18 protein-coding genes are annotated in these 22485 nt (G+C 68.2%); 12 read left to right on the top strand and 6 right to left on the bottom strand.

Features of this window, described 5'->3' with window-relative positions; genetic code table 11:
- Positions 1-185: 185 nt before the first annotated feature.
- The 8 genes from aceE (at position 186) to AWC16_RS06380 (ending at position 12476) form a co-directional block, all read left to right on the top strand.
- Positions 186-2975 carry a pyruvate dehydrogenase (acetyl-transferring), homodimeric type gene (aceE, locus tag AWC16_RS06415; RefSeq protein WP_085263960.1) on the top strand — a complete coding sequence of 930 codons (2790 nt, stop codon included), beginning with the start codon at positions 186-188 and terminating at the stop codon, positions 2973-2975.
- Positions 2976-3019: 44 nt separating this feature from the next.
- Positions 3020-4351, top strand: coding sequence for a PucR family transcriptional regulator (locus tag AWC16_RS06410; RefSeq protein ID WP_085263959.1), 1332 nt, complete (start codon positions 3020-3022; stop codon positions 4349-4351).
- A 144-nt stretch (positions 4352-4495) separates the two neighbouring features.
- Positions 4496-5416: an ACP S-malonyltransferase gene (locus AWC16_RS06405; RefSeq protein WP_085263958.1), complete on the top strand. Its 921-nt coding sequence runs from the start codon at positions 4496-4498 to the stop codon at positions 5414-5416.
- Between the two features lie 90 nt (positions 5417-5506).
- Complete coding sequence (gene acpM / locus AWC16_RS06400; protein ID WP_024440584.1) at positions 5507-5806, top strand: meromycolate extension acyl carrier protein AcpM; 300 nt, start codon at positions 5507-5509, stop codon at positions 5804-5806.
- Between the two features lie 2 nt (positions 5807-5808).
- Positions 5809-7062, top strand: a complete 1254-nt coding sequence (gene kasA / locus AWC16_RS06395; protein WP_047319473.1) for a 3-oxoacyl-ACP synthase KasA — start codon at positions 5809-5811, stop codon at positions 7060-7062.
- A gap of 34 nt (positions 7063-7096) precedes the next feature.
- Positions 7097-8365 (top strand): 3-oxoacyl-ACP synthase KasB, encoded by a 1269-nt coding sequence (kasB, locus tag AWC16_RS06390; protein ID WP_085263957.1) that lies wholly within the window; start codon positions 7097-7099, stop codon positions 8363-8365.
- A gap of 48 nt (positions 8366-8413) precedes the next feature.
- Positions 8414-9835, top strand: coding sequence for an acyl-CoA carboxylase subunit beta (locus AWC16_RS06385; RefSeq protein WP_085263956.1), 1422 nt, complete (start codon positions 8414-8416; stop codon positions 9833-9835).
- A gap of 178 nt (positions 9836-10013) precedes the next feature.
- Positions 10014-12476, top strand: a complete 2463-nt coding sequence (locus AWC16_RS06380) for a sulfatase-like hydrolase/transferase (protein ID WP_085264109.1) — start codon at positions 10014-10016, stop codon at positions 12474-12476.
- A gap of 6 nt (positions 12477-12482) precedes the next feature.
- Here the strand turns inward: AWC16_RS06380 and AWC16_RS06375 are convergent, their stop codons facing one another.
- Positions 12483-13232 (bottom strand): SDR family oxidoreductase, encoded by a 750-nt coding sequence (locus AWC16_RS06375; RefSeq protein ID WP_085263955.1) that lies wholly within the window; start codon positions 13230-13232, stop codon positions 12483-12485.
- Positions 13233-13338: 106 nt separating this feature from the next.
- Here AWC16_RS06375 and AWC16_RS06370 point away from each other — a divergent pair, with 106 nt between their 5' ends.
- Positions 13339-14208, top strand: coding sequence for a LysR family transcriptional regulator (locus AWC16_RS06370; RefSeq protein ID WP_234812145.1), 870 nt, complete (start codon positions 13339-13341; stop codon positions 14206-14208).
- Positions 14209-14309: 101 nt separating this feature from the next.
- Positions 14310-14876 carry a methyltransferase family protein gene (locus AWC16_RS06365; RefSeq protein ID WP_085263953.1) on the top strand — a complete coding sequence of 189 codons (567 nt, stop codon included), beginning with the start codon at positions 14310-14312 and terminating at the stop codon, positions 14874-14876.
- 10 nt (positions 14877-14886) lie between these two features.
- On the opposite strand, the gene AWC16_RS06360 is transcribed toward AWC16_RS06365, so the two are convergent.
- Positions 14887-16434, bottom strand: coding sequence for a glycerol-3-phosphate dehydrogenase/oxidase (locus tag AWC16_RS06360; RefSeq protein WP_109561305.1), 1548 nt, complete (start codon positions 16432-16434; stop codon positions 14887-14889).
- On the bottom strand, positions 16434-17012 hold the full coding sequence (locus AWC16_RS06355) for a TetR/AcrR family transcriptional regulator (RefSeq protein WP_085263951.1): 579 nt from the start codon (positions 17010-17012) through the stop codon (positions 16434-16436). The genes AWC16_RS06360 and AWC16_RS06355 overlap by 1 nt, the downstream gene beginning before the upstream one ends.
- Positions 17013-17068: 56 nt before the next feature.
- On the opposite strand from AWC16_RS06355, the gene AWC16_RS06350 reads away from it, so the two are divergent.
- Together AWC16_RS06350 and AWC16_RS06345 are read left to right on the top strand one after the other, a co-directional pair.
- Positions 17069-18652, top strand: coding sequence for an FAD-binding oxidoreductase (locus AWC16_RS06350; protein ID WP_207572274.1), 1584 nt, complete (start codon positions 17069-17071; stop codon positions 18650-18652).
- A complete protein-coding gene (locus tag AWC16_RS06345) occupies positions 18649-19554 on the top strand; it encodes a diacylglycerol kinase (RefSeq protein WP_207572268.1) in 906 nt (301 codons plus the stop codon). Before AWC16_RS06350 ends, AWC16_RS06345 begins: the two co-directional genes overlap by 4 nt.
- Before the next feature lie 72 nt (positions 19555-19626).
- On the opposite strand, the gene AWC16_RS06340 is transcribed toward AWC16_RS06345, so the two are convergent.
- From AWC16_RS06340 to AWC16_RS06330, 3 genes are all read right to left on the bottom strand, one after another.
- Entirely contained in the window at positions 19627-20148 is a 522-nt protein-coding gene (locus AWC16_RS06340) for a DUF3145 domain-containing protein (protein WP_085264107.1), read from the bottom strand.
- A gap of 125 nt (positions 20149-20273) precedes the next feature.
- Positions 20274-21098, bottom strand: a complete 825-nt coding sequence (locus AWC16_RS06335) for a serine hydrolase domain-containing protein (protein ID WP_085263949.1) — start codon at positions 21096-21098, stop codon at positions 20274-20276.
- Between the two features lie 20 nt (positions 21099-21118).
- Complete coding sequence (locus AWC16_RS06330; RefSeq protein WP_085263948.1) at positions 21119-22453, bottom strand: PE-PPE domain-containing protein; 1335 nt, start codon at positions 22451-22453, stop codon at positions 21119-21121.
- Positions 22454-22485 lie beyond the last annotated feature (32 nt).

Below are 22485 nucleotides of genomic sequence, written 5' to 3'. Positions count from 1 at the left end.
TTCAAACGTTACCGCGTACCCGGCATCCCGCGGAGATCACCCACCCGGTGGCCCCTCACCCACTGCCGGTCGGAGCGCTCGGTGGGGCAGGATAGAAAGACAGGACCGACGAAGCGATCGGTCCGGTGTCGTTCTGGCCACAAGCCGGCAGGCACCTCTTGACCTCCGAACCAAGGAGCAATGCGTTGACCACTGAGGCCGTGCACCAAGATCTGGCCAAAAAACCAAGCAGCACAGGCGAATCCGACCGGGTCCGAGTGATCCGCGAGGGTGTGGCGTCCTACCTTCCCGACATCGACTCCGACGAGACCTCCGAATGGCTGGAGTCCTTCGACGAACTGCTGGCCCGTTCCGGTCCGGCCCGCGCCCGCTACCTGATGCTGCGTCTGCTGGAACGTGCCGGCGAGCAGCGGGTGGCCATCCCGGCGCTCACCTCGACCGACTACGTCAACACCATCCCCACCGAGTTGGAACCGTGGTTCCCCGGCGACGAGGACACCGAGCGCCGCTACCGCAGCTGGATCCGCTGGAACGCCGCGGTGATGGTGCACCGTGCCCAGCGGCCGGGCGTGGGGGTCGGTGGGCACATCTCGACCTACGCGTCGTCATCGACGCTGTATGAGGTCGGGTTCAACCACTTCTTCCGCGGCAAGGACCACCCCGGCGGCGGCGACCAGGTCTTCATCCAGGGCCACGCCTCCCCCGGCATCTACGCGCGCGCGTTCCTCGAGGGCCGGCTGAGCACCCACGACCTCGACGGTTTCCGTCAGGAACACAGCCACCCCGGCGGTGGCCTGCCGTCCTACCCGCACCCGCGGCTGATGCCGGACTTCTGGGAGTTCCCCACGGTGTCGATGGGCCTGGGCCCGATGAACGCCATCTACCAAGCCCGGTTCAACCACTACCTGCACGACCGGGGCATCAAGGACACCTCCGATCAGCACGTGTGGTGCTTCCTGGGCGACGGCGAGATGGACGAGCCGGAAAGCCGGGGCCTGCTGCACGTCGGCGCGCTGGAGGGCCTGGACAACCTGACCTTCGTGGTCAACTGCAACCTGCAGCGCCTGGACGGCCCGGTGCGCGGCAACGGCAAGATCATCCAGGAGCTGGAATCGTTCTTCCGCGGTGCGGGCTGGAACGTGATCAAGGTGGTGTGGGGCCGCGAGTGGGACGCCCTGCTGCACGCCGACCGGGACGGCGCCCTGGTCAACCTGATGAACGTCACTCCCGACGGGGACTACCAGACCTACAAGGCCAATGACGGCGGCTACGTGCGGGAGCACTTCTTCGGCCGCGACCCGCGCACCAAGGCACTGGTGGAGAACCTGTCCGACCAGGACATCTGGCACCTCAAGCGCGGTGGGCATGACTACCGCAAGGTCCATGCGGCCTACCGGGCAGCCGTCGAGCACAAGGGTCAGCCGACCGTGATCCTGGCCAAGACCATCAAGGGCTACAGCCTGGGCAGCTACTTCGCCGGCCGCAACGCCACCCACCAGATGAAGAAGTTCCGCCTGCAGGATCTCAAGGACTTCCGCGACGAGATGCGGATTCCGATCTCGGACGCCCAACTCGAGGAGAACCCGTACCTGCCGCCCTACTACCACCCCGGCGAACAGGCACCCGAGATCCGCTACCTGCTGGACCGGCGGCGCGCCCTGGGCGGATTCGTTCCGCAGCGCCGCACCCAGGCCCGCCCGCTGGAGCTGCCCGGCTCAGATGTCTATGCCGCGGTCAAGAAGGGATCCGGCACCCAGGAAGTGGCCACCACCATGGCCACCGTCCGGGTGTTCAAGGAGTTGTTGCGGGACAAGAAGATAGGCCCGCGCCTGGTGCCGATCATCCCCGACGAGGCCCGCACGTTTGGGATGGACTCGTGGTTCCCGTCCCTGAAGATCTACAACCGCAACGGCCAGCTCTACACCTCCGTGGACGCCGACCTCATGCTGGCCTACAAGGAGAGCGAAGTCGGCCAGATCCTGCACGAGGGCATCAACGAAGCCGGCTCGACGGCCTCCTTCACCGCGGTCGGGACGTCGTATGCCACCCACGACGAGCCGATGATCCCGATCTACATCTTCTACTCGATGTTCGGATTCCAGCGCACCGGCGACAGCCTGTGGGCGGCCGCCGACCAGATGGCGCGCGGTTTCGTGCTGGGGGCCACCGCGGGCCGCACCACGCTGACCGGCGAGGGCCTGCAGCACGCCGACGGGCACTCGCTGCTGTTGGCCAGTACCAACCCGGCGGTGGTCTCCTACGATCCCGCCTTCGCCTACGAGGTCGCCCACATCATCGAAAGCGGCTTGGCGCGCATGTTCGGCGAGAACCCGGAGAACGTGTACTTCTACGTCACGCTCTACAACGAGCCCTACGTCCAGCCGGCCGAGCCTGACGGCTTCGACCCAGCGGGCCTGCTGCGCGGCATCTACCGCTTCCGCAGGGCCCCCGAACCCCGCTCGCACACCGCGCAGATCCTGGCCTCCGGGGTGTCGGTGCCCGAGGCGCTGCGCGCCGCCGACCTGCTGGCCGCCGACTGGGATGTGGCCGCCGACGTGTGGTCGGTGACCAGCTGGGGTGAGCTCAACCGGGACGGCGTTGCCATCGAACGCGAGCGGCTGCGCCACCCGGAGCGTCCGGCCCAGGAGCCCTATGTGACGCAGGCGCTGGCGGGCGCCACCGGCCCGGTCGTCGCGGTCTCGGACTGGATGCGCGCGGTACCCGAGCAGATCCGGCCCTGGGTGCCCGGCGACTACGTCACCTTGGGCACCGACGGGTTCGGCTTCTCCGACACCCGCCCGGCCGCGCGACGCTACTTCAACACCGATGCGGAGTCGGTGGTGGTCGCGGTGCTGGCCGCTTTGGGTCGCAGCGGGGCCATCGACGCGTCGGTGGCGGTCACGGCGGCCACGCGGTATCAGATCGACGACGTGTTGGCCGCCCCCGAGCAGACCTCCGACTCGGGCGTGGCCTAGCGGTCTTGTCGGTTCCAGCCAGAAAATGGGCGTAGCTTTTAGGAATGGTTGACAACTCCGTTTCGGCTGCGCCGAGCGGGCCCGGGAACCCGGTCCTGCCGCGTTCCACGCTGGACCTGTTGAGCGCCGTCCCGGACACCCTGCTGCGCCGGCTCAAGCACTATTCGGGCCGGCTGGCCACCGAGGCGGTGTCGGCGATGGGCGAACGGTTGCCGTTCTTCGCCGACCTGGAGGCCTCTCAGCGGGCCAGCGTGGCACTGGTGGTGCAGACCGCGGTGGTCAACTTCGCCGAGTGGATGCATGACCCGCACGGCAACGTCAGCCACACCGCGCAGGCATTCGAGCTGGTGCCCCAGGACCTGACCCGCCACATCGCGCTGCGGCACACCGTGGACATGGTCCGGGTCACCATGGAGTTCTTCGAGGAGGTCGTGCCGCTGCTGGCCCGCTCCGAAGAGCAGGTGACCGCGCTGACCGTGGGCATCCTCAAGTACAGCCGCGACCTGGCCTTCACCGCGGCCTCCGCCTATGCCGACGCCGCCGAGGCCCGGGGCACCTGGGATTCCCGGATGGAGGCCAGCGTGGTGGACGCCGTGGTGCGCGGCGACACCGGCCCGGAGCTGCTGAGCCGGGCAGCGGCGCTGAACTGGGACACCACCGCCCCGGCCACCGTCGTGGTGGGCACCGCGCCGCCCGGCCCGGACGCCCTCTCCGGCCAGAAGGCCAGCCAGGACGTCCGCGACGTCGCCGAACGCCACGGCCGGGCCGCCCTGACCGACGTGCACGGCACCTGGCTGGTGGCGATCGTGTCGGGCCCGCTCTCGCCCACCCAGAAGTTCTTCGCCGATCTGCTCGGCGCCTTCTCCGAGGGCCCGGTGGTGATCGGCCCGACCGCGCCGACCCTGACGGCGGCCTACCACAGCGCCAGCGAGGCGATCTCCGGCATGAATGCCGTGGTGGGCTGGACCGGCGCGCCGCGCCCGGTGTTGGCTCGCGAACTGCTGCCGGAGCGGGCCCTGATCGGGGACGCGTCGGCGATCGCGGCCCTGCACACCGATGTGATGCGACCGTTGGCCGAGGCCGGGCCGACGCTGACCGAGACGCTGGACGCCTATCTGGACTGTGGCGGCGCGATCGAAGCCTGCGCCCGCAAGTTGTTCGTTCATCCAAACACCGTCCGCTACCGGCTCAAGCGGATCGCCGATTTCACCGGGCGTGACCCCTCGGTGCCGCGCGACGCCTATGTCCTGCGGGTTGCCGCGACGGTGGGGCGGCTGGCCAACCAGGCGCAGCATGCCAGCTTCAGCAACGCCGGCGTGTCCTACGCCGGGCCATTGGTGGCCGACAGCGAGCCCGCCGAACCTCAAGTCGGCTAGACCCAACGGCCGACAGTTGTCGCAGTTCGGTATCGAAACCGTCGCATCGAACGGCAGGTTTGTAGGGTCTCCACAAAAACATAAGACAATGTTCATAATCTAGGACATCCTGCAAATCGGGCTTCACAATGTTCTCTTAAAGACGTGATTGCGTTGCTCGCGCCCGGACAGGGATCGCAGACCCCCGGCATGCTCTCGCCGTGGCTGGAGTCGCCCGGCTCGGATGCCGCGCGCGCGCAGTTGGCCTCCTGGTCGGAGATCAGCGAGCTGGACCTGGTCGCGCTGGGCACCACCGCGACCGCCGAGGAGATCACCGACACCGCGGTCACCCAGCCGCTGGTGGTGGCGGCGACCCTGCTGGCCCACGCCGAGCTGCTCAGACGCAAGAACGGCTCGCTGGGCAGTGAGGTCATCGTGGCCGGCCACTCCGTCGGCGAGATCGCCGCCTACGCCATCGCCGGCGTCATCTCCCCCGACGACGCCGTCATGCTGGCCGCCACCCGTGGCCGGGAGATGGCCAAGGCGTGCGCGCTCGAGCCGACCGGTATGGCCGCGGTGCTGGGCGGCGACGAGGCCGAGGTGCTGACCCGCCTCGAGCAGCTGGACCTGACCCCGGCCAACCGCAACGCCGTCGGCCAGATCGTCGCGGCAGGCCCGCTGCCCGCGCTGGACAAGCTCGCCGAAGACCCGCCCGCCAAGGCCCGGGTCCGCAAGCTGGCCACCGCCGGGGCGTTCCACACCCAGTACATGGCCCCCGCGCTGGAGGCCTACTCGGCCGCCGCGGAGCAGGTCGCTACCTCTGAGCCCACCACTATCCTGTTGTCCAACCGCGACGGGCAGCCGGTGGCATCGGCGGCCGAAGCCATCGAGCACTTGGTCGCGCAGCTGACCCGGCCGGTGCGCTGGGACCTGTGCACCGAGACGCTGCGCGCCCGCGAGGTCACCGCGATAGTGGAGTTCCCGCCCGCGGGAACACTGGCCGGCATCGCCAAACGCGAACTTCGGGGGACCCCGACGCACGCCGTCAAATCCCCCGCAGATCTGGACGGGCTCCCCGAGTTCTAATCCTTTTCGAGCCCGCTTCCAACCTGCACAACCAGATACGCAGTAATCAGCCCGTACACCCCGTACGGGATCCAACCGAAGGGAAACACAGTGCCTGCCAGTCAGGAAGAAATCATCGCCGGTCTCGCCGAGATCATCGAAGAGGTGACCGGTATCGAGCCGTCGGAGGTCACCGTCGAGAAGTCGTTCGTCGACGACCTTGACATCGACTCGCTGTCGATGGTGGAGATCGCCGTGCAGACCGAGGACAAGTACGGCGTGAAGATCCCCGACGAAGACCTCGCCGGTCTGCGCACCGTCGGTGACGTGGTGGGCTACATCCAGAAGCTCGAGGCCGAGAACCCCGAGGCCGCCGCCGCGCTGCGCGAGAAGTTCGGTTCTGAGAGCTGATCGTGTCCTCCTCACTTTCGACGGCCAACGGCGGTTACCCCAGTGTGGTGGTGACCGCCGTTGAGGCCACGACTTCGATCGGTGCGGACATCGAGAGCACGTGGAAGGGCCTGCTGGCCGGCGAAAGCGGAATCCACGTCCTCGAAGACGAGTTCGTCACCAAGTGGGACCTGCCGGTCAAGATCGGCGGGCATCTCAAGGACCCGGTCGACGACCACATGGGCCGACTGGACATGCGCCGCATGTCCTATGTCCAGCGGATGGCCAAGCTGCTCAGCGGCCGGCTCTGGGAGAACGCCGGTTCTCCCGAGGTCGACCAGGACCGGCTCGCCGTGGTCATCGGCACCGGCCTGGGCGGCGGCGAGAAGATCGTCGAGACCTATGACCTGATGAACGAGGGCGGCCCCCGCAAGGTGTCGCCGCTGGCCGTTCAGATGATCATGCCCAACGGCGCCGCCGCGGTGGTCGGCCTGCAGGTCGGCGCCCGTGCCGGGGTCATCACCCCGGTGTCGGCCTGTTCGTCGGGCTCGGAGGCGATCGCACACGCCTGGCGGCAGATCGTCATGGGTGACGCCGACATGGTCGTGTGTGGTGGTGTCGAAGGCGGCATCGAGGCGCTGCCGATCGCGACGTTCTCGATGATGCGCGCGATGTCGACCCGCAACGACGACCCCGAGGGTGCCTCGCGGCCGTTCGACAAGGACCGGGACGGGTTCGTGTTCGGTGAGGCCGGCGCGATGATGATCATCGAGACCGAGGAGCACGCCAAGGCGCGCGGCGCCAAGCCGCTGGCCCGGCTGATGGGTGCCGGAATCACCTCCGACGCCTACCACATGGTGGCTCCCGGCCCCGATGGCAAGCGGGCCGGCCGGGCGATGACGCGGTCGCTGGAGTTGGCGGGCCTGTCCGCCAAGGACGTCGACCACATCAACGCCCACGGCACTGCCACTCCGATCGGTGACACCGCCGAGGCGAACGCGATCCGGGAAGCCGGTTGCCAGCACGCCGCGGTGTATGCGCCCAAGTCGGCGCTGGGCCACTCCATCGGGGCGGTCGGGGCGCTGGAGTCGGTGCTGACGGTGCTCTCGCTGCGTGACGGGGTCATCCCGCCGACGCTGAACTACGAGACGCCGGACCCCGAGATCGACCTCGACATCGTCGCAGGCGAGCCCCGTTACGGCGACTACAAGTACGCCATCAACAACTCATTCGGATTCGGTGGGCACAACGTCGCGCTCGCCTTCGGGCGGTACTGACACCAGTATCACGGGAGGGAAGTTCGCAACAGCCATGTCAACGCTGGCAACGGGGAACGGCCTCCCCAACGTCGTCGTCACCGGCATCACGATGACGACGGCGTTGGCGGCCAACGAGGAAGAGACGTGGAAACGGCTGCTGGACGGCCAGAGCGGCATCCGCACGCTCACCGATTCGTTCATCGAGGAGTATGACCTGCCGGTTCGCATCGGCGGGCATTTGGTGGAGACACCGGAGTGCTTCGACGAGGGGCTGAATCGGACCGAGTTGCGGAGACTGTCCTACCTGCAGAAGCTGTCGACCGTGCTCGGCCGCCGGGTCTGGGCACAGGTTGGCGAACCCGAGGTGGACACCCGCCGGCTGCTGGTCTCGATCGGCACCGGGATGGGTTCCAGCGAAGAGCTCATCTGGGCCTACGACGGTATGCGCGAACGCGGCCTCAAGGCGGTCTCGCCGTTGGTCGTGCAGAAGTACATGCCCAACGGGGCCGCCGCGGCCGTCGGTCTGGACCGCCAGGCCAAAGCCGGGGTGATCACCCCGATTTCGGCGTGTGCGTCCGGCTCCGAGGGCATCGCCCACGCCTGGCAGCAGATCGTGCTGGGCGAAGCCGACATCGCCATCTGCGGCGGGGTGGAAACCCGTATCGAAGCGGTGCCGATCGCCGGCTTCGCCCAGATGCGGATCGTGCTGTCCAACACCAACGACAACCCGGAGGGCGCGTGCCGACCGTTCGACCGTGACCGCAACGGGTTCGTCTTCGGTGAGGGAGCGGCGCTGATGGTGATCGAGACCGAGGAGCACGCCAAGGCACGCGGGGCCAACATCCTCGCGCGCATCATGGGCGCCTCGATCACCTCCGACGGCTACCACATCGTCGCGCCGGACCCCGACGGCCAGAGCGCCGGGCGGGCGATGTCGCGGGCGATCCAGCTCGCCGGCCTGACGCCCGGCGACATCAGCCACGTCAACGCACACGCCACCGGGACCTCGGTGGGTGACGTGGCCGAGGGCCACGCCATCAACCTCGCCCTGGGACCGCATGGCGGCAACGCCGCGGTGTACGCACCCAAGGCGGCCTTGGGGCACTCGGTCGGGGCGGTCGGGGCGGTCGAGGCCATCCTCACCGTGCAGGCACTACGTGACCAGGTGGTCCCGCCGACGCTCAACCTGGAGAATCTCGACCCCGAGATCGACCTGGATGTGGTGGCCGGTGAACCACGCCCGGGCAACTACGAATACGCGATCAACAACTCGTTCGGATTCGGCGGGCACAACGTCGCGCTCGTCTTCGGTCGGTACTGACGGCCCCGCAACGAGATCCGCGATCACAATCAACCAAGGAGAGGCGCGATGACGACCATGGCTCCCGAGACGGTGGGCGAATCACTCGACCCGCGCGATCCCCTGCTGCGTCTGTCGACGTTCTTCGACGACGGCACCGTCGAGCTGCTCCACGAGCGTGACCGCTCCGGGGTGTTGGCCGCCGGCGGCAACGTCAACGGAGTGCGCACCATCGCGTTCTGCACCGACGGCACCGTGATGGGCGGTGCGATGGGTATCGAGGGCTGCGATCACATCGTCAACGCCTACGACACCGCGATCGCCGAGCAGAGCCCGATCGTGGGCCTGTGGCACTCCGGCGGCGCCCGGCTGGCCGAAGGTGTGCGGGCCCTGCACGCGGTGGGGCGGGTCTTCGAGGCCATGATCCGGGCCTCCGGTTACGTCCCGCAGATCTCGGTGGTGGTCGGTTTCGCCGCCGGCGGCGCCGCCTACGGCCCGGCGCTGACCGACGTCATCGTGATGGCGCCGGAGGGCCGGGTGTTCGTCACCGGTCCCGACGTGGTGCGCAGCGTCACCGGTGAGGACGTCGACATGGCCGCGCTCGGCGGCCCCGACACCCACCACAAGAAGTCCGGCGTGTGCCACATCGTCGCCGACGACGAGCTGGACGCCTACGAGCGGGGCCGTCGGCTGGTCGGTTTGTTCTGCCAGCAGGGCCATTTCGACCGCAACAAGGCCGAGGCGGGCGAGATCGACCTGCACGCCCTGCTGCCGGAGTCGGCCCGGCGGGCCTACGACGTGCACCCGCTGGTGCACGGGCTGCTCGATGCGGACGCGCCGTTCGATGAGTTCCAGGCCAAGTGGGCACCGTCGATGGTGGTCGGGTTGGGCCGGTTGTCGGGTCGCACCGTCGGGGTGCTGGCCAACAACCCGTTGCGGCTGGGCGGCTGCCTGAACTCCGAGAGCGCCGAGAAGGCGGCACGTTTCGTGCGGCTGTGCGACGCGTTCGGGATTCCGCTGATCGTGATCGTCGACGTGCCGGGCTACCTGCCGGGCGTCGGCCAGGAATGGGGCGGCGTGGTGCGCCGCGGCGCCAAGCTGCTGCACGCCTTCGGTGAGGCCACCGTGCCCCGGGTCACGCTGGTCACCCGCAAGACCTACGGCGGGGCCTACATCGCGATGAACTCCCGCTCGCTGGGCGCCACCAAGGTGTTCGCCTGGCCGGACGCCGAGGTCGCGGTGATGGGCGCCAAGGCCGCGGTCGGCATCCTGCACAAGAAGAAGCTGGCCGCCGCCCCGGATCACGAGCGCGACGCGCTGCACGAGGAGTTGGCGGCCGAGCACGAGCGGATCGCCGGCGGGGTGGACAGCGCCATCGACATCGGTGTCGTCGACGAAAAGATCGATCCGTCGCACACTCGCGGCAAGATCACCCAGGCCCTGGCCGAGGCGCCCGCCCGCCGCGGCCGCCACAAGAACATCCCGCTGTAGCCCGCCCCTTTTTTCCCACGCGAGCGTGCGTGTCTGTGCGCCGACACGCCGCAAATCACGTACATCTGCGCACGCTCGCGGCGGCAACGGCGAATACTCCAATTCCATGGAGTCATTCGACGAGGCACCGCAAGACGCACCTGGCGAGTCCGAAGCCGAGAGCGGCCAGCCCCGCGCGATGCTGCGGCGGCGGCAGGTACTGGGCGGCCTAGCGGCCCTGGGAGTGGGCGGCGCCGGCGTTTCCGCGCTGGCCGCCTGCCAGGGCGAGGTCAAAGACGGCAGTACCGGCACCGCCGGCCCCCCGGGTTATGGGACCGGAATCAACGACGGCTTCGACGGCAAGATCGAACTCGACGTGCGCGATTCGGAACCCGACTGGGGTCCGTTCGAGCTCAAACATGCGCCCAAGGACGCCCCCAACGTGCTGGTGGTGCTTTACGACGACACCGGGATGGCGGCGTGGTCGCCGTACGGCGGGGCGATCGAGATGCCGGTCATGCAGCGCCTTGCCGACAACGGGCTGACGTACTCGCAGTGGCACACCACGGCGTTGTGTTCACCGACCCGGTCCTGCATTTTGACCGGCCGCAACCACCACGTGAACCGCTTCGCCTCGATCACCGAGGGATCCGACGGATTCCCCGGTGCTGCTGCCCGCCTGCCTGCGCAATGCGCGACGGTCGGGCAGGTGCTCCAGGACAACGGCTACAGCACGTTCTGGGTGGGCAAGAACCACAATGTGCCCGAGGAGGATGTGTCCAGCGGGGGCAGCAAATCGGAGTGGCCGCTGCAGAAGGGCTTCGACCGGTTCTACGGGTTCCTCGGCGGTGAAACCAACCAGTGGTACCCGGATCTGGTGGAGGACAACAGGTTCATCGAACAGCCCTACAGCCCGGAAGACGGCTACCACCTGTCGAAGGACCTCGCCGACAATGCGATCCGGATGCTGCGCGATCAGCGGTCCAGCAATCCCTCCAAGCCCTGGTACATGTGGTTCTGCCCGGGCGCCAATCACGCCCCGCACCACAGCCCGCACGAATACGCCGAGAAATACCGCGGCAAGTTCGACGACGGCTACGAAGCGTACCGAGAGTGGGTGCTGGCCCGGATGATCGACAAGGGCATCATGCCCAAAGGCACCCAGCTGACGCCGCTGAATCCCCTTCCCGATGACGTCGCGTTGCCGGCTGATGCGGTGCGGCCGTGGGATTCCCTCAACGCCGACGAGAAACGGCTCTTCTCCCGGATGGCCGAGGTCTTCGCCGGGTTCTCCGAATACACCGACGCCCAGGTGGGGCGGATCGTCGACTATCTGGAGAACACCGACCAGTTGGACAACACGCTCATCTTCTACTGCGCCGACAACGGCGCCTCGGGCGAAGGCTCCCCCAACGGCTCGGTCAACGAGAACAAGTTCTTCAACGGCTACCCCGACGAGCTGGCCGAGAACATGCGCTACCTCGACACGCTGGGGACACCCGACACCTACAACCACTATCCGACCGGCTGGGCCACTGCGTTCTCCACCCCGTTTCAGATGTTCAAGCGTTACTCGCAGTTCTCCGGAGGCACCTGCGACCCGATGGTGATCCACTGGCCCGCCGGCATCAAGGCCAAAGGCCAAGTGCGCCATCAGTATCACCACGCCACCGACATCGTGCCGACCATCCTCGACGCGGCCGGCATCCCGATGCCCAAGGAGTACCGGGGCGTGAAGCAGTACCCGCTCAACGGGGTGTCGATGCGCTACAGCTTCGATGCCGCGGACGCGCCGACCACCAAGAAGCGGCAGTACTACGCGATGCTGGGCACTCGCGGAATCTGGGAGGACGGCTGGAAGGCGTCGGCGTTGCACGCACCGATCAGCGGCCAGGGCCATTTCGACCAGGACCGCTGGGAGCTCTACCACGTCGACGAGGACCGCTCCGAATCCACGAACGTCGCCGACAAGCATCCCGACAAACTCAAGGCGCTGATCGACGCGTGGCATCAGGAGGCCAAGGACAACTTCGTGCTGCCGCTGGATGATCGCCTACCGACCGACATGATCAACATCGCCCGGCCGCAGTTCGAACCACCGCGCGATCGCTACATCTACTATCCGGACACGGCGCCCGTCCCGGAGGGTGTGGCGGCCAACATCCGCGGCCGGTCGTACAAGATCGTCGCGAACGTCGATCTCACCCGCGACGCCCAGGGGGTGCTCTTCGCCCACGGGTCCCGGTTCGGCGGGCATGTCCTGTTCATCAAGGACGGCAAGCTGCATTACGTCTACAACTTCCTCGGCATCAAGCCCGAGCAGGAGTTCGTCTCGCGGCAACTGACGCCCGGCAAGCACACCCTCGGCATGGAGTTCGTCCGCAAGGAGGCCGGTCAGTACGGAGAATCGATCGGCACCACAACGCTTTACGTTGATGACAAGCCCGTGGACACCGGTCCCATGCGCGCCCAGGTGGGCAAGTTCACCCTCGCCGGCGACGGCCTGTGCGTCGGATACGACAGCGGCGACAACGTCTCGGGCCAATACCGGAACCCGGGCACCTTCACCGGCGGGAGCATCCAGGCCGTCGTCATCGACGTCAGCAAGGAAGCCTTCGTCGATCTGCAACGGGAGGCCGCAGCGGCACTCGCCCGCGACTGACCGGGCTCACCGAGTGGTGTAACCGCCGTTGGCGAAGATCGTCTGCCCGGTGATCCAATGCCCGCCGTCGAGCAGGAACTCCACCAACGGCGCGATGTCCTCGATCAGGGTCAGCCGATTGCCCATCCCCTGCGACTTGTGGAACTCGACACGCTCCGGGGTTTCCTGCCCGTAGAAGAACGGGGTGTCCATCGGCCCGGGCGCGACGCTGTTGACGTTGATTCCCCGGGTCCCGAACTCCTTGGCCGCGGCCCGGGTGAAGTGTTCAACCGCGCTCTTGGAGCCGGCGTAGGTGGAGTAGCCGTCGGTGAACGCGCCGAGCAGCGCGGTCACGATCGTCACCACCGAGCCGTTGTCGTTGAGGCGCTTGCCGGCCTGCTGCAGGAAGAAGTAGGCGGACTTGGCGTTGATGTCGAACATCGAATCGTATTCGGCCTCGGTGGTTTCCAGCATGGGCTTGCGCAGCACCTTGCCGACGGTGTTGACCGCGAAGTCCACCCCGCCGAAAGCGTCCACCGCGGCGTCGAACAGCGCGGTGACGTTGGCCGGAACGGTCAGGTCACCCTGGACCCTGATCGCCTTGGCGCCGGCGGCCTGCACGGCGGCCACGGTCTTGTCGGCGTCGGACTCGGAGCTGTCGCTGTTGTAGTGCACCGCGACGTTCACGCCGCTGCGCGCCAATGTCGTGCTGATCAAGCCGCCCAGGTTCTTGGCCCCGGCGGCCACCACCGCGGATTTTCCGGTCAAGTTGCTCATGGTTGTCCCCTCCTGTCTCACGCCACGAAGTTAGCCCCGTGATACACAAATGGGAAACAGTATTTTGCGCATTATCAACAACGATCATTTGTGGTTAGCTGGGCCAGTGTCCCCGGTCCCAGACCTGCGCCGGCTCGGCCACTTCATCGCCGTCGCCGAGGCCGCCGGCTTCACCAGCGCTGCCAAGCGCCTGCACCTGTCGCAGCAGGCGCTGTCGCATTCGGTGCAACAGCTGGAGAAGGAGGTCGGCGCGCCGCTGCTGGTGCGCTCCGGTCGCCGCATCGCGTTGACCCCGGCCGGCCAGACGCTGGTGGACGAGGGCCGAGCCCTGCTGGCGGCAGCCCGTACGATCACCCAGCACACCCGAGCCGCGGCCAGCGCACAGCCGGACGAATTCATCGTCGGCCACTCCCCTGCGATCAGCAGCCACGCCGTCTATTCGCTGATCGCGCCGGTGATCGCCGCGGCGCCCGAGACGTCATTCACCGTCATGCAACTGTTTCCCGACCGGCTGACCGCCGGGGTGCGCGAGGGCGTCGTGCAGTTGGGGTTGCGGCGTGCCGTGGTGCCCCAGGAACAGCTCGCCGGCTCGGTGATCCGCTACGACCCGCTTCGGGTCGCGGTGCCGGCCGACCACCCGCTGGCAGCCCGTCCCCGGCTGCGCATCGCCGACCTGGCCGACGAGGTGATCGCGCTGTGGGCACCGCCGGGGGCTTCCTACTACAGCGACTTCCTGATCAACGCCTGCCGGCGTGCCGGATTCGAACCGCAGTACCGGGTCAGCCGGGTGCAGGGTTGCCCGCCCGAGGTGGCTGCGTTGACCGAGAACGCCGCCGCTTTCGTCACCGCGCCGGCGGGCCCGGCCATCGACGGCGCCGTCACGGTGGTCGATCTCGACGAACCGCTGTTGGTACCGCTGCAGGGACTGTGGCAGCCGCATACCAGCTCGCCGATTCGCGATCTCATTCTGCGCTGACGCCCTTGACAGCCACCGCGCCGGCCGCAGAATATTCATCATGTAGTGAATTAGCTGGACCACGCCACCTGAACTGCACCACCTGAACGAAGGGGAATCCGATGCCCGGATATCTGGCCGCCCTGGCGCTCGCGTTGTGCCCGGCCATGGTCGTAGCCCGCCTGATGATGTTGCGGCGCGGCGGGACACAGGCGCTGCACTTCGCGAACATTGACAAGAAGGACTTCCTGATCCCGCCGTTCGCGCTGATCTATTTCTACGTCATCTTCGCCGGCGCCCTCGGTTGGCCGCTGGTGGGTGCCGAGCGGTTCTTCACCTCCGACGCCGTCGCGTGGACCGGTGTCGTGCTGTGTTTCGGCGGCCTGCTGTTGGTGTTGCTGAGCCTGGTCGCCTTCGGCACCAGCTTCCGCGTCGGCATCGACGTCGATCAACCGGACAAGCTGGTGACATCGGGGGTGTTCGGGATCAGCCGCAACCCCATCTACGTCGGATTCGCATTTGTGCTGCTCGGCGAGTTCCTGGTGTTCCCCACCTGGATTCCGCTGGTCTACCTGCTCGTCGCGCTGTGGCTGTTCAACCGCCAGGTGCTGCGGGAGGAAGCCTTCATGCGTCAGCACTACGGCCGGGACTACGCCGACTACTGCAGCCGGGTCCGCCGGTACCTGTAGGCGACACGCCTCAATCGGCGGCGGCCAGAAACTCCCCGGCCACCCCGAGCACTCGGTCGCGGTCGTGGGCGACCAGGCCGATCCGGGTGCGGCGGTCCACGATGTCCTCGACGGTCAACGCACCCTCGTGGCTGACCGCGTACTCGAATTCGGCACGGATCACGTCGATCCCCTCGGCCACCGGGTCGCCGGGCCGCTGACAGGTTGCGGCGGCCAGCACGTTGGCCGCCTCCGCGCCGTAGCGCGACACCAGCGAGTCCGGCAGCCACGCATGCAAGGACCCGGCCGGCACCTGCCATCCCGGGTTGCCCGGTGCGCCGATCAGCGGCAGGTCGCGGGTGCGGCACTCCGTGGCGGTCAAACCGCGCAGGCGCACCGCCCGGTCCAGCACGTCTTCGGCCATGTGCCGGTACTCGGTCAGCTTGCCCCCGATCACGCTGAGCACCCCGGACTCCGATTCGACGACGGCGTGGTTGCGTGAGACGTCCGCGGTGCGGCCCTCGCCGGTGTCGATCAGCGGTCGCAGTCCGGCGTAGGCGCCGCGGACGTCCTCGGTGCTCAGGGCGGTGCCCAGCGCGGTGTTGACGGTGTCCAGCAGGAAGGAGACCTCCGCCGAAGTCGGTTGCGGCACATCGGGAACCGGGCCGGGCGCCTCTTCGTCGGTGAGCCCCAGATACACCCGGTCGAGCTGTTCGGGCATGGCGAACACGAACCGGTTGAGTTCACCGGGGATCGGGACGGTCAGCGCGGCGGTCGGGTTGCCGAAGGCGGCCGCGTCGAACACCAGATGCGTACCGCGGCTCGGCCGCAGCCGCAGCGCCGGGTCGATGTCGGCGGCCCACACCCCGGTCGCGTTGATCACGGCCCGCGCGGAGACGTCGAACGACTCACCGGAGAGCTGGTCGGTCAGCCGCACCGCATCACCGGTGGCCTGCGACGCCGCCACATAGGTCAGGATCGTCGCGCCGTGCTGGGCCGCGGTGCGCGCCACCGCCGCGACCAGTCGGGCATCGTCGATCAGCTGCCCGTCGTAGGCCAGCAGGCCGCCGTCGAGGCCGTCTCGGCGCACCGTCGGCGCCAGTTCCACGGTGTGGTCCCGGGAGATCCGTCGCGAGCGGGGCAGCACCGTGGCCGGCGTTCCGGCCAGCCGGCGTAGCGCGTCACCGGCCAGGAACCCGGTGCGCACCAGGGCACGGTCGCGCCGGCGCATCGAACCCAGCAACGGCACCAGCTGCGGCATCGCCCGCACCAGGTGAGGGGCGTTGCGGGTCATCAGGATTCCGCGTTCGATCGCGCTGCGCCGGGCAATGCCGACGTTGCCGGTCGCCAGGTACCGCAGTCCTCCGTGCACCAGTTTGGAGCTCCAGCGGCTGGTGCCGAACGCCAGGTCGTGCTTGTCCACGCAGACCACCCGCAGTCCGCGGGTGGCGGCGTCCAGGGCGATGCCGGCGCCGGTGATGCCCCCGCCGATCACGACGACATCAACAGCCGGGCGCTCCGCCAGCCCCGTCAGTTCGGCGGTGCGGCGGGTGGCGTTCAGGGCAGCGGTGTCGGGCATCACGAGAGGTACCTGTTCAGTGTGTAGGCCAGTTCGGCGGAAAGGGCGTCTTCGTCCAGGATCGGTGCGACGACTCGTGCCGACTGGATGGCCGACTGGGTGATCAGCAGGCACATCGCGGCCAGTTGGCGTGGATCACCGGCCCGCACGCCCCCTCCGGTCTGGGCATGGGCGAGCTCGTCGGCCACCAGGTCGACCAGCCGTCGCTGGCTGGCGCCCATCCGCTCGGCGATGTAGACCATCGCCAGGTCCGGTGCGTGATGCAGCACCTGCATCACCACCTCGTCGTGGCGCAGGTGTGCTGCCACCGCGACGATCCGCCGCACCAGTGCCTCACGGCCGCTTCCCGGTTGCTCCAGCCCCGCCCAGGCGTCGGTGATCCGCGCGGTGAGCAGCGCGGCGATCACCGACTGGCTGTCGGGCCAGCGCCGGTACACCGTTGGACGGCTGACCCCGGCGCGGCGTGCGATGGCCGCCAACGTCACCCGCTCGACGCCCATTGCGAGCAGGCAGCTCGCGGCGGCGTCGAGGATCCGCTCCCCGACCTCCACCTGTTCGTCATTACTGGTTGACAACATATGTAATACTGTAACGCATGACTCGCTCGGATGCGCAGGATGCCCTCACTCCTCCGATGAAGTGGAACGCCTGGGGCGACCCCGCCGCGGCCAAACCGCTGTCCGACGGCATCCGCCAACTGTTGAAGGCCGCACTCGGCGTCGAGGGAACCGCTGCCGCCGAACCCGATCCCGACCAGGTGACACTCACCCCGTCGTCGCTGGCAGAGGCCGACCGCCAAGCGCTGGCGGCGATCGTCGGCGAGCAGTTCTGCCGCGACGATCAAGCCTCGCGACTACTGCACGCCGGGGGGAAATCCACCCTGGATCTGCTGCGGCGCAACGGTTCCGGGGTTCAGGACGCGCCTGACGCGGTGCTGCTGCCCGGCAACGACGATGAGGTTGCGGCGATCCTGAGCCACTGCAGCCGCAACGGCATCGCGGTGGTCCCGTTCGGCGGCGGCACCAGCGTCGTCGGCGGGCTCGACCCGATCCGCGGCGGAACCTTCGAGGCGGTGGTGGCCCTGGACCTGCGCCGCTTCGATGAGCTGCTGAGCCTCGACGAGATCTCCGGCGAGGCGGAACTCGGCGCCGGGGTCACCGGCCCCGAGGCCGAACGGCTGCTCGGTGAGCGCGGCTTCTCGCTGGGCCACTTTCCGCAGAGCTTTCAGTTCGCCACCATCGGCGGGTACGCCGCCACCCGGTCCTCCGGCCAGGATTCCGCCGGCTACGGCCGGTTCGACGACATGGTCCGCGGGCTGCGGGCGATCACCCCGGCCGGGGTGCTGGAGCTGGGCCGCGCCCCGGCCTCGGCGGCCGGCCCGGACCTGCGTCAGCTGCTGCTCGGCTCGGAAGGGGTGTTCGGCGTCATCACCCGGGTGCGGGTCCGGGTGCATCCGGTTCCGGCGACCACCCGTTATGAGGCGTGGGCGTTCCCGGACTTCACCACCGGCGCCGCGGCGCTGCGCGCGGTCACCCAGACCGGCACCGGACCGACCGTCATCCGGCTCTCCGACGAAGCCGAGACGGGCGTGAACCTGGCCAGCACCGAGCAGATCGGCGAGCAGCAGATCACCGGCGGCTGCCTGGCGATCACCCTGTTCGAGGGAACCGCCGAGCACACCGAGAGTCGGCACGCCGAGACCCGGGCGGTGCTGGTCGCCCACGGCGGTACCTCGCTGGGCGAAGAACCGGCACGGGCCTGGGAGCACGGCCGATTCTCCGCGCCGTACCTGCGTGATTCGCTGCTGGCCGCCGGCGCGCTGTGCGAGACGCTGGAGACCGCCATCGAGTGGTCGGGGGTTCCCGCACTCAAGGCCGCGGTCACCGAGGCGCTGACCACCGCCCTGGCCGACAGCGGCACCCCCGCACTGGTGATGTGCCACATCTCCCACGTCTACCCGACCGGGGCGTCGCTGTACTTCACCGTCGTCGCCGGGCAGCGCGGCAATCCCATCGAACAGTGGCGCGCCGCGAAAACCGCTGCGGGAGACGCGATCATGCGCACCGGCGGAACCATCACCCACCACCACGCCGTCGGTGCCGATCACCGGCCCTGGATGCGCGAGGAGGTGGGCGAGCTGGGCGTGCAGGTGCTGCGGGCGGTCAAGGCCGCCCTGGACCCGGCCGGAATCCTCAACCCCGGCAAACTGATCCCGTGACCCACGAGATCAACCGGATCACGCTGCTGACCAATCCGGCGGCGGGGCACGGCAATGCCCGGCATGCGGCAGAGCGCGCGCTGACACGCTTCCAACAGCGCGGCGTCGACGTCAATCACATCGTCGGCTCCGATCCCCGCCACGCGCGACAGCTGCTGGACGAGGCGTTGGCGGCCGGAACGGACGCCGTGGTGGTAGCCGGCGGCGACGGTGTCATCTCGCTGGCCTTGCAGTCGCTGGCGCTCGGCAACGTGCCGTTGGGGATCATCCCGGCCGGCACCGGCAACGATCACGCCCGCGAATACCGTTTACCCACCGGTGATCCCGAGGCTGCCGCCGATGTCGTCGCCGACGGCTGGACCGAGACGGTCGATCTGGGCCGCATCACACACGACGACGGCGCGGTGTCCTGGTTCGGCACCGTGATGGCGACCGGCTTCGACTCACTGGTGAGCGATCGGGTCAACCGGATGCGCTGGCCGCACGGCCGGATGCGTTACAACGTGGCCATGGTGGCGGAGATCTCGAAGCTGCGACCGCTGCCGTTCCGGCTGACCTTCGACGACGACGAGCCCGTCACCGCGGATCTGACGTTGGCGGCCTTCGGCAACACCCGCAGCTACGGCGGCGGCATGCTGATCTGCCCGGGCGCCGACCACGCCGACGGCCTGCTCGACGTCACCATGGTGCGCTCGGGCTCGCGCACCAAGCTGATCCGGCTGTTCCCCACCGTGTTCAAGGGCACCCATGTGCTCCTCGACGAGGTGACCACCAGGCGGGCCGCTTCGGTTCGGGTGGAATGCCCCGGGATCAATGCCTACGCCGACGGCGACTACGTCGGGCCGCTGCCGGTGACGGTCTCCGCGGTGCCGGGCGCGCTGCAGATCCTGCGTCGCCCCTGACCCGCGAGCAGACACAGAATCGCACGCGCAGGGCCTGCGCCGTGCGATTCTGTGTCTGCTCGCGCCGGGAAATCAGCCCACGCCGCGGCTGAGCCAGGACACCTCCGCGCCGTCGCCGCCATTGCGGTAGGGCTCCAGCGCATCGTCCCAGGCGGTGCCCAGCACCGTCTCCAGCTCCGCGGCCAACGCGTCGGCGCCGGCCGCCATCAGCGTGCGCAGACGATTCTCGCCGACCATCACGTCGCCGTTGGCGCTCATCGCCCCGCTCCACAAACCCAGCTGCGGGGTGTGGCAGAAGCGCTGGCCGTCCACCCCGGCGCTGGGGTCTTCGGTGACCTCGAACCGCAACACCGACCAGGAGCGCAACGCGCTGGCCAGCTGAGCTCCGGTACCCACCGGCCCGACCCAGTTGACCTCCGCCCGCAGCTGTCCCGGCATGGCCGGTTGCGGCGTCCAGTTGAGCTTGGCCTGGCCGTTGCGAGCACCCAAAGCCGCGGTCAGTGCCCATTCGACATGCGGGCAGACCGCCGCGGGCGAGGCGTGGATGTACACCACGCCGCTGGTCACGTCGGCGAATTGATTCGTCGCGCGCATCAGTTGCTCCTTCGGCTCCACGAGGGACGTCTTCCCCAACGACCTGGTGGGACCGTGCTGAGCGGTGATGCTGCCAAGTATTCAGTGTCGTATGTGTCTATTGTGCCTTGTGTGACGCCTGTTGGCTAGTCCCGGTCGTACTGCGCCACCACTGCGTCAGCCAGTGCCGGCCACCGGTCCTTCACCCAATCGCCGAAGTCACGGTCGGTGAGCACCACCAGCGCCCGCTCGATCACCGGATCAGCCCAGATCAGGGTGCCTGACTGGCCGAAATGCCCAAAGGTATGCGCCGAGTTGGACACACCGGTCCAATGCGGTGTCTTGCCGTCCCGGATCTCGAAACCCAGCCCCCAGTCGTTCGGCCGCTGCGGCCCGTATCCGGGCAGTACCCCGCCCAGGCCGGGGAACTGCACGTGGGTGGCCTCGGCGTGCAGCTGCGGCGACACCGTGACCGGCACCAACAGGTCACCGGCGAAGGCGGCCAGGTCGGCGACGGTCGAGGTGCCCCCGAAACCGGCCGCCGCTGCTCCCCCGTCCAGCCGGCTGGCCGACATGCCCAGCGGTTCGAACACCGCCTCGCTCAGGTAGCGGCCGAACTCGATCCCGGACGCCTGCTGTACCGCCTCGGCCAGCACCGCGAAGCCGTGGTTGGAGTACACCCGCCGGGTGCCGGGTTTGGCCAAGACCCGGTCGGAGTCCGCCGAGAGCCCGGAGGCGTGCGCCAGCAGATGCCGCACCGTGGCGCCGGGCGGCCCGGCCGGGGTGTCCAGCTCGACGGCCCCCTCCTCGACCGCCACCTGTACGGCCCGGGCCACCAGCGGTTTGGTCACCGATGCCAAATAGAACGGACGCGCCGTGTCGCCGTGGGTGGCCAACACCCCTTGCGGGCCGACGACGGCGGCGGCAACGTGATCGACGGGCCAGTCATCGACAGCGGCGAGGGCGGACATCGGCGTCAGCCTAATCGGGACTATTCACCGCTGGTGAACGGTCCGATCAAGGCGCCGAGGACTTCCATCAAGGGATCGAGCAGCCCGTTGCCGCTGAGGTCTATCGCGCCCCCGCCCAAAGCCAGGGGGAACAGCTCGTTGACGGTGTTCGCCAGGACATAGTAGGGCTCGCCGATCAACTCCGCGGACCGCGCTGTCCACAGCGTCAGCAGATCCTGCACCTCGGCGCTGAACGGCAGGTTGATGCCCAACAGTCCGGCGGCGTTGTCAGCCCCTTGGGCAACCGCTCGGGCGAACTGCAGGCTGAACGTGACCGGGTCGAGCACCGGAATCAACCCCGCCAGCGCCGGTTCCCCGAAGTCGACCGATCTGTCGTAGCCCGCTTCGACGATCACCTGCAGCGCCGGTTGCACGATGTTGAGCAGTGAGTCTGGCACCCCCAGAGTCCGCAGCGGGCCCAGCAGCGGCAACATGTCAACGGGGATGAAATAGAAGTCCGTGTCGCCGGTGGTCTGCTTGACGATGTCCATCGACCCGAGAACGTATTCGTCGGCGAACGGCCCGGCCAGCGGCATTGATTCCGGCCACACGGCGGGAAACTCGAAAGGCAGCGGGCCGTTGGCATAGGCGGCATGGGAGTAGATCAGCCCGAGAAATGCGTTCAGAGTTGCTACCAGATTGAGTGGGTATCGCGGGAGATCACTGGTGAGCTCGTACTGGTGCGCGATGTCGATAGTGCGGATACCGCCGTCGGTGGGTTGCGTGCCGAGAAAGTACCCGATTGAGTCGGGGTTAAAGGTGGGAACCTCATCGGAGAACCGCGAAAAAATGCCGCCGTTGGGGCGGTCGCCGGAGCCGAGCAGTAGAAAAGTGACGTCAGGTCGCTCCGCAGCTTCCATCTCCATCAGCTGAAGTTTCATCAGGGTCACGATGGCCGAACCCTGCGAATAACCAGCAATGAGGAAGGGATCGTCGGGATGGTTCGCCAACTGCTGGGCCATCGCGTTCGACAGGTTCGCGAACCCGTCCGGAAACGAGTAGCTGGCAAGCGTCGCGGGATACTCGACCGTGACCGGGCTGTAGGAGTCGCCGGTGGCGGGGTTGATGTAGTCGGCGATAACCGCATCCAGCCACCGCGCACTGGGCCTGGGCATGAAGGTGCCGCCCAAGATCAGCGCGGTCAATACGCCGTCGGCATCGACCGGCAGGCTCTCGGTGACCGAATCCGTCAGGCGCACCGGGATCCGCACCGGCGCCGCGGCGGTGGACGCCGATGCCGGCTGGGGCACCGCGGCCAACAGCCCGATCAGCAGCGCGATAACTAGGAGGTGGCCCACCCGGCGGCGAAGACGCATGACATCTCCCGAACGACGCGCAATCTGCACAG

This window comes from Mycolicibacter longobardus (genome assembly GCF_002102265.1).
GTDB classification, from domain to species: domain Bacteria; phylum Actinomycetota; class Actinomycetes; order Mycobacteriales; family Mycobacteriaceae; genus Mycobacterium; species Mycobacterium longobardum.
This window is presented reverse-complemented; position numbering and strand designations above follow the sequence as displayed.

Bases quoted from the DNA above. Each gene is read 5' to 3' on its own strand.
- AWC16_RS06410 (WP_085263959.1), top strand. From the start codon at position 3,020: ATGGTTGACAACTCCGTTTCGGCTGCGCCGAGCGGGCCCGGGAACCCG.
- kasB (WP_085263957.1), top strand. From the start codon at position 7,097: ATGTCAACGCTGGCAACGGGGAACGGCCTCCCCAACGTCGTCGTCACC.
- AWC16_RS06385 (WP_085263956.1), top strand. From the start codon at position 8,414: ATGACGACCATGGCTCCCGAGACGGTGGGCGAATCACTCGACCCGCGC.
- AWC16_RS06380 (WP_085264109.1), top strand. From the start codon at position 10,014: ATGCTGCGGCGGCGGCAGGTACTGGGCGGCCTAGCGGCCCTGGGAGTG.
- AWC16_RS06375 (WP_085263955.1), bottom strand. From the start codon at position 13,232: ATGAGCAACTTGACCGGAAAATCCGCGGTGGTGGCCGCCGGGGCCAAG.
- AWC16_RS06365 (WP_085263953.1), top strand. From the start codon at position 14,310: ATGCCCGGATATCTGGCCGCCCTGGCGCTCGCGTTGTGCCCGGCCATG.
- AWC16_RS06360 (WP_109561305.1), bottom strand. From the start codon at position 16,434: ATGCCCGACACCGCTGCCCTGAACGCCACCCGCCGCACCGCCGAACTG.
- AWC16_RS06355 (WP_085263951.1), bottom strand. From the start codon at position 17,012: ATGTTGTCAACCAGTAATGACGAACAGGTGGAGGTCGGGGAGCGGATC.
- AWC16_RS06350 (WP_207572274.1), top strand. From the start codon at position 17,069: ATGAAGTGGAACGCCTGGGGCGACCCCGCCGCGGCCAAACCGCTGTCC.
- AWC16_RS06340 (WP_085264107.1), bottom strand. From the start codon at position 20,148: ATGCGCGCGACGAATCAATTCGCCGACGTGACCAGCGGCGTGGTGTAC.
- AWC16_RS06335 (WP_085263949.1), bottom strand. From the start codon at position 21,098: ATGTCCGCCCTCGCCGCTGTCGATGACTGGCCCGTCGATCACGTTGCC.
- AWC16_RS06330 (WP_085263948.1), bottom strand. From the start codon at position 22,453: ATGCGTCTTCGCCGCCGGGTGGGCCACCTCCTAGTTATCGCGCTGCTG.